Origin of the sequence: Paenibacillus sp. FSL L8-0333 (assembly GCF_037965665.1) — a bacterium.
GTDB lineage: Bacteria > Bacillota > Bacilli > Paenibacillales > Paenibacillaceae > Paenibacillus_AQ > Paenibacillus_AQ odorifer.
The window spans coordinates 2,308,247-2,320,672 of record NZ_CP150186.1; the positions used below are offsets into that span (position 1 = coordinate 2,308,247).

Genomic DNA, 12,426 nt, shown 5'->3' on the forward strand with positions numbered 1-12,426 from the left:
TGAAAAAAAGTCCCCAGTGAAAGTTTCTAAAGGAGGTGCGGAAGATATGCCAGATATTGTAAATTTTAATCACATGCGGGTGGGACAGAAAGGCGGTGGCAAGCATTGGACGGAGGCTGAGGTAATTGCTCGGGAAGCTGCTTCGAAAAAGTTTGATCGCAAGAAAAAGCTGACTTTGAAAATTCCCGGCTGGCTGAACGATGAAGCCCGGAAGGTTTGGCGCAAGACAGTAAAGGATATGGCCGAGTTTGAAGTCCTGGATAAAGTGGATGAAGATGTGCTGGGAGCTTATTGTGATGCGGTGGCAAAATATCAGGATGCGAACCGGCTTATTGACATTGAAGGGTATACGGAAACAAATGCTCAAGGGAATATGGTTGTCAGTGCTTATGTGAAAATGGCACAGAGCTATTCGCGTCTTATTCTTTCTTACTCCAACAAGCTTGGACTCAATGCGGAATCGCGGGCGCGGTTAGCGAAAAAGACGGCGGACCAGGAGGAAGATGAGAATGCCGGACTCTTCGATTAATTGGGAGGATGTTCACCCGACTAATCGCTACGCCGCCGAAGTTGTCATGGGATTACGGCCAGCCTGCAAGCGTGAGCAGCAGGCGTGCCAGCGACATTTATCCGATTTACAGCGGCAGGCGACGACTGATTTCCCTTACGTCTTCGATGAGTCCAGGGCTGACCGTATATTCGAATGGTTTGAGCGCTGCTGCCGTCATGTTCGCGGTCCGTTTTCCGGACAGCTTATAGAACTGCTGCCCTTCCAAAAGTTTGATTTGGGATGCGTCTACGGTTGGGTGCATATGGACAGTGGAAAGAGGCGCTTCACCAAGGCACTGCATCTTCGGGCGCGGGGGAATGTCAAATCAACTGAAATGTCTGGCCTGTCCCTTTATGGCATGTGCGGGGATTGTGTGTATCCGCCTGGAAAGCCACATTTGAAGCGTTACGAAGAAAGCCCGGAAGTTGAATGTGCGGCTGTCGATAAACAGCAGGCGAAGCGGGTCTGGTTGGATGCGAAGGCCATGGGGGAGAACAGCCCGGACATTTCCAAGCGGCTGCGGATCAAACGCACATACATCGAACACGCCCGGCGCGGCGGCTGGCTGCGTCCGTTGTCTAAGGATACTAAAAATAAGGACTCAGGCGCTCCGTGTCTGGTCATTATTGATGAGTATCATGCGCACCCGACCAGTGAAATCCTTGACGTATCTTATTCCGGCTTCGGTAAACGGCTGCAATCCTTAATGCAAATCATTTCTACTGCCGGTAAGGATGCCGAAAATAGTCCCTGTAAAAAGGAATATGATTCCCTGTGTAAGATGTTGGACGGCGATACTCCAATGATAGAAACCTATTATGTGATGATTCGGGAGCTAGAAAAGGCAGACGATCCACATAATGAACAAAATTGGGTCAAAGCCAACCCTATCCTACAGGAAGACAATGAATATGCCCAAGAGCTGAAGAAACAAATACGAATTGAGCATGACGAAGCGTATAATTCAGCAGATCCGCAGAAAATTCGGGAGTGGTTGACCAAACGTGTGAATCTCTGGCAGGCAGATAGCGAAAATAAATACATGTCCGGCATTATGGACAAATGGAAAGCACTCGCAGTGTCACGGAGTGCTTTTTTGGATTTGGTTCGCGGTTATGCTGCGCACAATGGACTTGACTTGTCTAAATCCACGGATTTAACCGCATCTGGCTTTGTGTTTCGGCTGGAAGACGGCCGTTATGCGGTCACTGCTCACGGATTTATGCCGGATGAAACAGCGACTAAGCATGAACACGGTGACCGTGTGCCTTATCGGGATTGGGCGGCAGGGGATTGGTGTACCCTTACACCGGGTTCTGCCGTGGACTACAGTTACATTAAAACCCATATGCAGAATCTGGAGCGGGAACAATCCTGGTTCATTGAGGAGGTTTGTTATGATCCATATAACGCCACTCACTTTACACAGGAGCTTGAGGCGGAAGGATACAACCGGGTAGAGATCCGGCAGGGCGTTCAAACCCTTTCGGAACCAACAAAGTTCTTCCGTGAGCTGATTCTGCGCAGCCTAATTGTTCATGATGGCAGTCCATTGCTAACCTGGTGCTTGTCTAATGCCATTGAAGTTTCGGATAACAACGGAAATATTAAACTTTCCAAGAAGCACAAGGATGACAGTCAGCGAATCGATTTATTGGCGGCCATTATTAACGCCATGGTCAGGGCCATGGTGGGCGACTCCACCATTAACCTGAATGATCACATCATGAGCGAGGACTTTTCCTTTTAGTAAGGAGGTGAAATGTGAAACGAAGAAACTTTGTGCAGCGCTGGTGGGACCGGCGATCTTCTGAGGACAGTTTACTTCATCCCCCGCAGTGGCTGCTTGATCTTTTTGGTGTCTCCAACACGGCAAGCGGCGAAACGGTAACCCCGGATTCTGCGCTGCTAAACAGCAACGTGTACACCTGTGCTTCCGTTCTTGGCGGGGATATTGGGAAACTGCCGATTCAAGTCTTTAAAAAGCGTGGGGCTGGGATCGAGCGTGACAGTAGTCACCCTGTCTCTCGGCTGCTGGGTTCTCGTCCCAATCCGTACATGAGCGCCTATACATTCAAAGAATTGATGATGGTTCATGTCACGGTTTGGGGCAATGGGTACGCAAACATTGAGTGGGAGACCAGCGGTCCCAATAACGGACAGCCAAAGGGGCTTTGGCCTCTTGATCCTTCCAAGACTGACGTTCAAGTCGATAAGGATACAGGACAGGTATGGTATGTGACGACGCTGCCGAATGGAGAAATGCGGAAGCTGAGACACTTTGATGTGCTTCATTTCAAGTCGATCAGCAAAAGCGGCCTAAAGGGAATCACGCCTATTTCCGTTATCCGGGAAGAACTTGGAGTGCAGAAGGCCCAGCGGAAGTTCTTAGGTGCCTTTTACGCTAACGGAACAGCCACACGCGGGATTCTCAAAATACCGAATGGCACTTTGGACAAACCGGCTAAGGATAAGGCTCGGGACGAATGGCAGAAAGCGAATTCAGGCTTGAACAATGCTCACCGGATAGCCATCCTGGATGCGGGCATGGAATATCAGAACCTTGGTATGCCTCTGAATGACGCTCAGTTCATTGAGACCAGTAAATTCGGCATCATGGAAACGGCAAAGATATACAAGGTTCCAGGGTACAAGCTGGGATTAACCGATGTGAAGTTCAGCAATATGGAGAACCAGTCCCTGGAGTATGTGAAGAGTACGCTACAGCCGATCTTCACGAATTGGGAGCAGGAATGTGATTATAAGCTGTTTACGGAGTCGGATCAAAGGAAATATTACACCAAATTTAATGTAACTGGCGAATTGAGAGGAGATAGCGCCAGCCGCGCAGCCTATTACAAAGAAATGATTACAATGGGAGTTTACACCATCAATGAAGTGCGGGAGCTCGAGGAGCAAGACAATATCGGTGACAAAGGAGACGTACACTTTGTCAGTCTGAACTATGTCAACCTGGAGAAGATGGACCAGTATCAAATGCTGAAAGCGGGCCTCGGGAAAGAGGCTACGAATGAAGGGGGGTGACAACAACAATGAGTGAAAAGGTTATTCGCTACTTGCCTGCCAAAATTGAGGTGCGTAGTACGGAGGGCGAAGGCGAAAGTCAGACGCAGACAATCGGCGGGTATGTAGTCAAGTTTAATCAGCGCAGCCAATTGATTTGGGGTGAATTTTACGAGCGTGTAGCCAAGGGGGCGTTTTCCCGCAGTCTTTCGGAGAACGTGATTAAGGCATTTTGGAATCATCGTAGTGATTTTGTTCTTGGATCGACAAAGCCGGGGACGCTGCGATTGCTGGAAGATGATGTGGGCCTGTCGTTTGAAATTGATTTGCCTAACAATACATGGGGCAATGATGCCTATGAATCTGTACGGCGCGGCGATGTTGACGGTGTGAGCTTCGGCTTTTATGTTCGGAGTAACGGCGATGCCTGGGAGTATATAAAGGAAGAGGATGTGTATATCCGTACCTTGCTTGATATCAATTTATTCGAAGTATCACCGACTCCCTTCCCGGCATACCTGGACAGCGAAGTGGATCAGCGTAGCATTGATCAGCTGGGCATTACGTCCAAAGAGCAGCGGAAAAATGAAAAAGAAAAACTATTACTCGAAATCGACCTGTTAGGGCTTGCCTAATAAGTCGATTTTTTGTTTTCCCAAAAAAATAAGCGGAGGTACATTATGGATCCGAAAGAACGCGAATTACGCCAGAAACTGGCGGCAAAGTTGGAAGAAGCTCGGTCACTTATGGAAGGCGGCAAGATGGAAGAAGCTCGGAACGCAAAGGATGCAGCTGCGGAATTGCGTGCACAAATTGATTTGATGGTGGAAATGCGGGGTCTGGATACGCCGGGTGATGTTGCACCGGTTGCAGAGCCAGAACATCGGGATAACAAGCCAAACAAGGAAGAGCAGTACCGTAACGCTTTCCTAAAGGAGCTGCGCAAGCGCAATCTGACAACGGAAGAACGCACTTTGTTGGATGCTTCAGCAGAAGAAACTCGTGCAGGCATGAGCGGCGAAACCGGAGAAGACGGCGGGCTTATTGTTCCACAGGATATTCAAACGATGATCCTGGAAAGAAAGCGTCAGTTTGTGTCACTGGAATCCTATATCACCGTAGAACCTGTATCGACTCGTTCCGGTTCGCGGGTTATCGAGAAAAATGCTGATATTACGGAATTTACTGAGATTACGGAATTGACTGACCTTGACGATATGGACAATCCCAAGTTTACACCAATCTCTTACACCATCAAGGATCGGGGTGGCATCCTTCCTATTTCCAATAGCTTGATCCAGGACACAGATCAAAACCTGATGTCCTATATTGCCAAGTGGATTGCAAAGAAATCCGTAATCACACGTAATAAGCTTGTCTTGAATTTGCTGGAAACGCTGACCAAAGTAGCTGTCTCAGGGCTGGATGCGATTAAAACGATTTTGAATGTAACCCTTGATCCGTCTATCAGTCTGGGAGCAACCATTATTACGAACCAAGATGGATTTAATTTCCTTGATTTGTTAAAAGATTCTGACGGAAAGGCCCTGTTGCAACCCAATCCGACACAACCCACACAGAAATTACTGTATGGTAAGCCGGTTGTCGTCATTGCTAATCGCTGGTTGCCTACTACTGGAACCACCACGAAGAAAGCGCCGATTATCATCGGCGATCTGAAAGAAGCGATTGTACTCTTTGACCGCCAGCAGTATTCCTTGGCTTCGACAAATGTCGGTGGGAAATCCTTTGGACGTAATTCGACCGATGTTCGTGCCATTCAGCGGGAAGATGTTAAATTTTTCGATAACGAAGCGGTTGTCTATGGTCAGTTGACCATTTCCGGTTCTGGTGCCTAATGCTGACTACAATTGATCGTCTACAGAAAGCAATGGGCGTTCAAGGTGATTCCTACGAAGATGAAATGCTGCAGATCCAAATTACAGCATCTTCCCAGGTCATTGAAAACTACTGCAAACGTTCATTCAAGCTGCAAAGTTATATTGAACGCCATAGTGGGAATTCCAGTTCCTCATATATTAACCTGCGGAATTATCCAGTGGAGAGCATCGAAGAAGTAGTTATTCCCGGAAAGCCAGTAGGAGATTATGAGCTGCTAGAAGAAGGGCGGATCTTTTGCCCTTCCGGCTGGCCTGTGGGTGAACACAATATAAAGGTAACGTACACCGCCGGTTATGTGTTGCCTGGTGATGCGACTACGGAAAAACCGCGCACGCTGCCGGAAGTGTTGGAGCTGGCATGTATATTTCATTCCCAATTAATGCTCCGTACACCTGGTGTGACTGCGGAGCGGGTAGGCGATATCTCGGTCAACTACAGCGCAGACGGTGACGGTTTACCACAAACTTTGGTATCTCTTATTTCTCCGTATGTTGGAAGGTGGGTATAGACATGGCAAGCCAAAGAGCAAGAGCACGACGGGTCGGTGTGCAAGTCACCGGCGAAGATAACCTGCGGTTGCTAGCCGAGCGACTTCGCCCATTGACCAAGAATAAGATTCGTATTGGTATGCAGGGTGATGCCGAACTGGCTATGATTGCCGGAGTCCATGAATACGGCTCGGTGAAAATGAAGATTCCAGCCCGTTCGTTTATCGGGACCGGAAAAAAGAAAGGACAGGCTCCTATAGGCAAGTTGGTCCGGGTTGGGGTGACAGAGATTGCCCACGGTCGCAAGCGGGTAGACGAATTGTTTACGGAGATTGGCGAAACCGGGCTAGACCGAATGAAGAAGAATTTTGAACGGATCAAGCAGCCACCCTTATCCGCCCGTTATGCCTCAAGAAAGACCGGCTCCCGAAAGCTGCTGCACCGGGAAGACGAGCTGCGCGACTCCCTGATTTATGACATTGTACCGAAGGGAAGGTAATCATGCGGAATTTCAGATTTGCTGGTACGCTTCGAAAATATGCTGAATCATACAAGTTAATTCGGGAAGCTGGAGGAACGCGTGACGATGCGGGAGATTGGATAGCTCAAGAACCAGAAACTATTTTGCTTAGGGGTAGCGTTCAGCCCATCAATACCCGGTTGTTGGCTGTGGAGGGTGGAAACTACACTGAATCTGACCGCAGGTTGTTTACAGTTTATAAGCACAAAAGTGACGAACTGATTCTGCATGCAGGTATTAAATACCGGGTTGTAGAACTGACGGAGCGGAATTATAGCGATGTCAATCAATATGTATTAAGGCGGGTGGTTGCTCATGCTGCCGGTTAGAAAAATCCGTGTGACAATCAAACAAGGGATAGAAGACGCCTTGTCCATTCCTGTCATTCCAATGAATAGCGGGGGAGACATTCCAGATGGGGATTTTATCACATATCATCTTGTTGGCGGATTTAAGCCTGTCGGTGGACAACCAGTAATAACCCAGCAATCCGAACAGAAGTACAGGCGGGAGACGGTGACTTTTACCGTCTCTTTCAATGTTTATGCCGATACAGAAGATGATTGTTTAGTTAACGCCATGAGGGTGAGAGATTGGTTTAAGTCAGACGGACATGAGCTGTTAAAGGACACACTTGACGTGATCGTGATTGAGATTGGAGAGATCCAGAACCGGGACATCAACATTGGTGAAGAGTGGGAAAGGCGTCAGGGCTTTGATGTTGAGTTTCGGGCCACGGATGTTGTGATAACGGATATGTCAGGCTGGATTGAGACAGCACCAACAACAAAGGAGTGAGTATTTTGAGTATTAGTGATGTTACGGTAACCATTGCCGTACAGCAGCCTACGCCGATCTTGGGCGGATTCGGGAAGCCCTTAATCTTGGGTAGCAGTACGGGAGGCAAGAATTTTAAAAACTACGCAGATATCAACGCGGTAAAGGCGGATTATCCGGCTTCGACGGAGGAATATAAGGCTGCATTTGCTCTGTTTGCCCAAAAAAATCCACCAGCAGAGATTGCAATTGTGTCTCGTAAGACGGGGGCGCCTACGGTAACACTAGAAGATTTGCTACCGTCCCTGTTCCTCAAGGATTGGCACTTCCTGATTACGACATCAACTGTAGTAGCAGACATTATTGCAATAGCTGACGCCGTGGAGGCAGATAAGTCTAGGCAATTTGTAGCCCGGACCAGTAACAAAGAGGATTTAGCCACCATCAAGGCTAAGGGGTATAAGAGGACGTTTGGAACGTATCACAAAACCATTGAAAACTATCCAGATGCAGCTTGGGTCGGGGCTGTGGGAAGTCTTCCCGTGGGCAGTGTGACTTGGAAGGGCTGGACGTTGGTTGGCATTGAACCTATGGACATTGACGCCACTGAACTTAATGCAATTCACGCACTGGGTGCTAATACCTATTTGACTAGAGCGGGAACCAACGTCACTAGTGAGGGGAAGTCGTTCAGCGGTGATTACATTGATTTTATTCACTGCCAGGATTACATCGTGTTTTCCATTCAGTATGCAGTGCAAGACTTATTTAACCAGGCGCAAGCTGCGCTTACGAAGATTCCATATGATAACCGCGGAATCGCTCAAATTGAGAGTGCAGTACGCACTGTTCTTCAGCGGTCTTTTCTTCAAGGAATGATCGCTGCTGATGATGATGGTGTACCACTGTATAACACTACGTTTCCACCACGTAGCCAAGTGGACCCGGCGAATATCGAGGCGCGTACTTACCCTGATGGTAAGTTTGAGTTTGTGATTGCTGGAGCAATTCATAAAGCTGCCATTAGCGGTACTATCAAATTTGCGTAATTTAAGGAGGGATTTAAGTGTCAGAAGCAAAAACATATGACCCTATGGACGTCACCGCAATTGTGGGTGGCGTTTTTTTAACGGGATTCGCAGAAGACTTAGTCACCGTGGCTAAGGATGAGGAAAATTTCAGTACAAAGGTAGGAGCGCAAGGTGATGTGGTCCGAACAAAGGTAAACAATCCACTCGGTACGATTACAATCACCCTTCAATGTACCAGCCCGCAAGTGCCTTATTTAGATGGACTTGGCAACAGCGGAAAACTGGTTCCGGTGTCCGTTGTTTATTCGGGGACACCCAAAGAAACAAACACCGCAACGCAGGCCTATCTTAAAAAACCATCAGACCGAGAGTATGGCGCGGAAGCTGGAGATCGTTCGTATGAATTTCAATGTCTTGACTTAAGCATGAACTAAAATCCAAAACTTGAGAGGAGCCAATATCCATGGCTAATACAAATTTTAAACAAAAAGAGATTACTACAAAAGCAGGTAAGACTTATACGCTTCAACATCCAGGTGTGCGCAATGTTACCCGAATTAATGACCGGGTAAAAAATAAGCATGGTGTGAATTCCGAAGAAAAGATTTGCGATGAAATGTTCAAACATGTTGTCGTACAACCCAAGGTAACTATTGACGATTTTGAGGACTACGGAGAAATGGTTGAGGTCGCCAACAAAGCCTTTTACTTTGTTACTGGCACTCCTGATCCAGACGAAGTAGACCCGGAAGAAGACAATGACGATAAGTAAAGAAGAAGCAAAGCGGCGGGCTAAAGAGAATTGGTCTTTGTGGCGGCTTTTACTGTCGGATATGGGCATTACCTATAATGACCTGGACAATATGGATCAGGATGACGTCGCCGAAGCCAACGCTGCCTTAGATATTCATATTGAACAACAGAATAAGCAAAGTAAGAAATAACAGGCGTCCTCCGGGGCGCCTATTTCTATTGCTAGAAAGGAGGGCATATGGCAGGTGGAATAATTGGATCATTAATGTACTCCGTGGGGTTCAAGTTTAACAGCAAGGGCTTGAATGATGCAGATAAGAAGGTTGGAAAGCTCACAAAAACGGTTGTTGGTCTTGGAGCTGCGGCTGGCGTTGCAATGGTCGGTATTGCGGCAGCTGGTATAAAAGCAGCCTCTAACTTTGAAACAGCAATGAAGCAAGTCGAAGGAGCTACCGGGGCAACGGCGGAACAGATGGAAGCTACTCGGGGGATTGCTAAGGATCTTTATTCCAACAACTTCGGTGAGGACTGGAACGATTTAGGGGCTGCCATTGCTAATGTACAGCAAGTTACCGGGCAGACTGGGGTTGAGTTGGAAAATACTACACGAAACGCCATTCTGATGCGGGATCAATTCGGGTTTGAAATACCGGAATCCATCAAATCTGTAGATACCATGATGAAACAGTTTGGTATAACCTCTGAGGAATCTTATAACCTGCTTGCTCAAGGTGCGCAGCGGGGGCTTGATAAATCAGGTGAGCTGGTGGATTCAGCGAATGAGTATGCCAACCAATTTAAATCGTTAGGCTTTACCGCTGACGAAATGTTTGATGTCTTCGCCGCTGGATCTGCGGAAGGTGTTTTTCAAGTTGATAAGGTGGGGGATGCGGTCAAAGAGTTTAACATCCGTTCCAAGGATGGCAGTAAAACATCTTCTGATGCATTTACAGCTTTGGGACTTAATGCAGAAGCCATGATGCAAGTCTTTGCTAAGGGTGGTCCAGACTCGAAGCAGGCATTCAGTGATATCGTATCCATGATATCGGATATTGAGGACCCCGTAGCTAGGAATAATATAGGCGTTGCGCTCATGGGTTCACAGTTTGAAGACCTTGAGGTTAATGTCATATCGGCAATGGGCGCTGCAACGCGGTCGTTTGATAAGACGAAAAAGACCATGGATGATTTGAACCGAATCAAGTTTGAAAAGCCTGGAGAAGCGATGAAAATGTTTGGTCGTCAGATCGAGGTCGGCATACTGATTCCTGTTGGACAAAAGTTGTTACCGTATTTAAACCGATTCGGTCAATGGCTATCTGACCATAAGCCGCAGATCGAGGCGGTGGGCAATGCAATTGGTGACGGTCTTGGGGCAGCAATCAATATGGTAAGCGGCTGGATTCAGGCGGCAATGCCTTATCTACAACAATTTGGAACACAAGCATTGCAAGTGTTTGGGTACCTGATTGATAAGGGGAAAGAATTGTGGACCTCTATCCAGCCGGTGGCCGTGATGATTGGGGAGACCTTGTTAAATGCCGCAATTCAATTATGGCCACATATCCAGCAAATCGGTTCATCAATTGCTGATGCAGCTAAAGCATTCTACGATTGGGAAGGATTTGCACCGGTGGTGAGCGGAATTGTCGCGGCACTGGTCACATATAAAACAGTCGTAGGCACGATAACAGTCGCAACCAAGATTGCGGCAGCAGCGACCAAAGCATGGACTGCAATTCAGAAGGCTTTTAGTATAGTCATGGCTGCCAACCCTATTGGCATAATTATCGCCGCCCTAGTGGGTTTAGGCGTGGCGCTGGTAGTCGCTTATAAAAAATCAGATAAGTTCCGGGCGTTTATTGACGGGATGTGGTCTGGAATCAAGACGGCTACCATGGCGGTACTGAATTTTTTCAAAATTACGGTTCCCCAGACCTTCATGACGGCCTTTAACGCAGTGACTGGATTTTTGAAGACTTGGGGAGTAACGATCCTGGTTGTGATTGGAGGCCCCATTGCATGGATCGTTGCCTTGGTCGTTAAATACTGGGACGAAATTAAGGCAGTGACATTTGCAGTGTTCAGCGCAATTGGTAGCTGGTTATCATCCATATGGAGCAGTATTAGTAATACTGTTTCTGGAGCTGCAAACGCCGTTTGGAATGCGATCACCGGCGCTTGGAATAGTGTTCTATCTACTACGTCAAACCTGATGACACAGGTATGGAATAAGATAACAAGCATTTGGGATTCAATCGTAAATGGAATTAAGACAGCTGGGACAAATGTTTGGAATGCCGTGACCACGATGTGGGGGAAGGTAACTGGTTTTTTTGATGGAATTAACCTTATGGACACAGGCAAAAAAATTATTCAAGGTCTGATCGATGGAATTAGTAATATGGCGGACACTCTTATGACTAAGGTCAAGGGGATTGCAGACAACATCAAAGGATTTTTTGGGTTTAAAACATCTGCGAGTGTGTCCGTTTCCACCGAAACTACAGGTTCCGCGGCGGTTGATGGTAGTCACGCGAACGGACTAGCAAATGTACCGTTTGACGGATATATTGGCGAACTGCACAAGGGCGAACGCGTTCTAACCGCCGAGGAAAACAAAGACTACAACAGAGTATACACGCCGGATTCGGCTCCTGCCCGGACAAGCAATAATCAAAAGATGAGCATCCCAGCACCAATAATCAACATTACGGTGCAAGGCAATGCGGATACAAATACGGTTCAGGAGATCGGAAGCGTTGTAGATCAAAAACTACAAGACTTTTTAGAAGCAGCAGCCCGGATCATGGGGGTGGAGATCGTTGGCGCTAATTGATGGTAAGTATATCACTGTAGAGTCTGAATCTCCGTCCTTTCCAGTGACTGTTACAGAGCAGCCAGTGGAAAAGGGGATTACCCTTATCGACCATGTGCAGCCCCAGGCTCGGATGTTGTCTTTATCTGGTGTGATCGTCGGACCCGAAGCAGCGAAGATCCGAGCCTATGTCATTGGGGCTAAGGATAAGGGTCAGATTATCAACTATATTGGCCGTAACCAATTCAAGGGCTTAATCACTGATTTTTCTACCGGGCATGAATATACCATTGCGGATGGCTTCACATTTTCCATGGAGCTGCGAGAGATAAGAATTGCAATGTCTTCGTATGTGGACACTCTTCCAGCACCTATAAAGACACAAGCTGCCAAAATCGTCAATTCTGGAACGAAACAGACCAAGGAGAAGTCTAGTAGTAAAAATAAGAAAACAACAACTACAAAGACTAAAACTAAAACAACCACCACTAAGAAAAAAGAAAAAGAGAAAGAAAAGGTCCAAAAGGTTAAGTTTAAGGAAGGTAGTAAGTGGAGGGAATAAT

15 protein-coding genes are annotated in these 12,426 nt (G+C 47.2%); all 15 read left to right on the forward strand.

From position 1 onward, the window contains the following. The first annotated feature begins 46 nt into the window (after positions 1 to 46). From NYE72_RS10005 to NYE72_RS10075, 15 genes are read left to right on the forward strand one after another with little or no spacing between them, the layout of a single operon-like run. Positions 47 to 529: a phage terminase small subunit P27 family gene (locus NYE72_RS10005; RefSeq protein ID WP_076098442.1), complete on the forward strand. Its 483-nt coding sequence runs from the start codon at positions 47 to 49 to the stop codon at positions 527 to 529. Next, positions 510 to 2,300: a terminase TerL endonuclease subunit gene (locus NYE72_RS10010; RefSeq protein WP_076098441.1), complete on the forward strand. Its 1,791-nt coding sequence runs from the start codon at positions 510 to 512 to the stop codon at positions 2,298 to 2,300. Before NYE72_RS10005 ends, NYE72_RS10010 begins: the two co-directional genes overlap by 20 nt. 14 nt (positions 2,301 to 2,314) lie before the next feature. Beyond that, complete coding sequence (locus tag NYE72_RS10015) at positions 2,315 to 3,595, forward strand: phage portal protein (RefSeq protein WP_076098440.1); 1,281 nt, start codon at positions 2,315 to 2,317, stop codon at positions 3,593 to 3,595. A gap of 8 nt (positions 3,596 to 3,603) precedes the next feature. Next, positions 3,604 to 4,209, forward strand: coding sequence for an HK97 family phage prohead protease (locus NYE72_RS10020; protein WP_076098439.1), 606 nt, complete (start codon positions 3,604 to 3,606; stop codon positions 4,207 to 4,209). 45 nt (positions 4,210 to 4,254) lie between these two features. After that, entirely contained in the window at positions 4,255 to 5,433 is a 1,179-nt protein-coding gene (locus tag NYE72_RS10025; RefSeq protein ID WP_076098438.1) for a phage major capsid protein, read from the forward strand. Beyond that, positions 5,433 to 5,984, forward strand: coding sequence for a phage head-tail connector protein (locus NYE72_RS10030; protein ID WP_076098437.1), 552 nt, complete (start codon positions 5,433 to 5,435; stop codon positions 5,982 to 5,984). Before NYE72_RS10025 ends, NYE72_RS10030 begins: the two co-directional genes overlap by 1 nt. A 2-nt stretch (positions 5,985 to 5,986) precedes the next feature. Beyond that, positions 5,987 to 6,463, forward strand: coding sequence for a hypothetical protein (locus NYE72_RS10035; RefSeq protein ID WP_076098436.1), 477 nt, complete (start codon positions 5,987 to 5,989; stop codon positions 6,461 to 6,463). A 2-nt stretch (positions 6,464 to 6,465) separates the two neighbouring features. After that, positions 6,466 to 6,813 (forward strand): hypothetical protein, encoded by a 348-nt coding sequence (locus NYE72_RS10040; protein WP_036681186.1) that lies wholly within the window; start codon positions 6,466 to 6,468, stop codon positions 6,811 to 6,813. Next, on the forward strand, positions 6,800 to 7,282 hold the full coding sequence (locus NYE72_RS10045; RefSeq protein WP_076098435.1) for a hypothetical protein: 483 nt from the start codon (positions 6,800 to 6,802) through the stop codon (positions 7,280 to 7,282). The genes NYE72_RS10040 and NYE72_RS10045 overlap by 14 nt, the downstream gene beginning before the upstream one ends. Beyond that, complete coding sequence (locus tag NYE72_RS10050; protein ID WP_339211750.1) at positions 7,279 to 8,310, forward strand: DUF3383 family protein; 1,032 nt, start codon at positions 7,279 to 7,281, stop codon at positions 8,308 to 8,310. Before NYE72_RS10045 ends, NYE72_RS10050 begins: the two co-directional genes overlap by 4 nt. A 17-nt stretch (positions 8,311 to 8,327) precedes the next feature. Next, entirely contained in the window at positions 8,328 to 8,726 is a 399-nt protein-coding gene (locus NYE72_RS10055; RefSeq protein WP_081382348.1) for a phage protein, read from the forward strand. A 29-nt stretch (positions 8,727 to 8,755) separates the two neighbouring features. Continuing rightward, positions 8,756 to 9,064, forward strand: a complete 309-nt coding sequence (locus NYE72_RS10060) for a hypothetical protein (RefSeq protein ID WP_036681193.1) — start codon at positions 8,756 to 8,758, stop codon at positions 9,062 to 9,064. Continuing rightward, positions 9,051 to 9,236 carry a hypothetical protein gene (locus NYE72_RS10065; protein ID WP_076098433.1) on the forward strand — a complete coding sequence of 62 codons (186 nt, stop codon included), beginning with the start codon at positions 9,051 to 9,053 and terminating at the stop codon, positions 9,234 to 9,236. The genes NYE72_RS10060 and NYE72_RS10065 overlap by 14 nt, the downstream gene beginning before the upstream one ends. 47 nt (positions 9,237 to 9,283) lie before the next feature. Beyond that, a complete protein-coding gene (locus NYE72_RS10070; protein WP_076098432.1) occupies positions 9,284 to 11,884 on the forward strand; it encodes a phage tail tape measure protein in 2,601 nt (866 codons plus the stop codon). Continuing rightward, positions 11,871 to 12,425, forward strand: a complete 555-nt coding sequence (locus NYE72_RS10075; protein WP_076098431.1) for a phage baseplate protein — start codon at positions 11,871 to 11,873, stop codon at positions 12,423 to 12,425. Before NYE72_RS10070 ends, NYE72_RS10075 begins: the two co-directional genes overlap by 14 nt. Position 12,426 lies beyond the last annotated feature (1 nt).

Excerpts from the sequence above, each read along its gene's own strand:
- NYE72_RS10045 (WP_076098435.1), top strand. The coding sequence starts at position 6,800 with ATGCTGCCGGTTAGAAAAATCCGTGTGACAATCAAACAAGGGATAGAA.
- NYE72_RS10065 (WP_076098433.1), top strand. The coding sequence starts at position 9,051 with ATGACGATAAGTAAAGAAGAAGCAAAGCGGCGGGCTAAAGAGAATTGG.
- NYE72_RS10020 (WP_076098439.1), top strand. The coding sequence starts at position 3,604 with ATGAGTGAAAAGGTTATTCGCTACTTGCCTGCCAAAATTGAGGTGCGT.
- NYE72_RS10070 (WP_076098432.1), top strand. The coding sequence starts at position 9,284 with ATGGCAGGTGGAATAATTGGATCATTAATGTACTCCGTGGGGTTCAAG.
- NYE72_RS10010 (WP_076098441.1), top strand. The coding sequence starts at position 510 with ATGCCGGACTCTTCGATTAATTGGGAGGATGTTCACCCGACTAATCGC.
- NYE72_RS10035 (WP_076098436.1), top strand. The coding sequence starts at position 5,987 with ATGGCAAGCCAAAGAGCAAGAGCACGACGGGTCGGTGTGCAAGTCACC.
- NYE72_RS10060 (WP_036681193.1), top strand. The coding sequence starts at position 8,756 with ATGGCTAATACAAATTTTAAACAAAAAGAGATTACTACAAAAGCAGGT.
- NYE72_RS10025 (WP_076098438.1), top strand. The coding sequence starts at position 4,255 with ATGGATCCGAAAGAACGCGAATTACGCCAGAAACTGGCGGCAAAGTTG.
- NYE72_RS10040 (WP_036681186.1), top strand. The coding sequence starts at position 6,466 with ATGCGGAATTTCAGATTTGCTGGTACGCTTCGAAAATATGCTGAATCA.
- NYE72_RS10005 (WP_076098442.1), top strand. The coding sequence starts at position 47 with ATGCCAGATATTGTAAATTTTAATCACATGCGGGTGGGACAGAAAGGC.
- NYE72_RS10030 (WP_076098437.1), top strand. The coding sequence starts at position 5,433 with ATGCTGACTACAATTGATCGTCTACAGAAAGCAATGGGCGTTCAAGGT.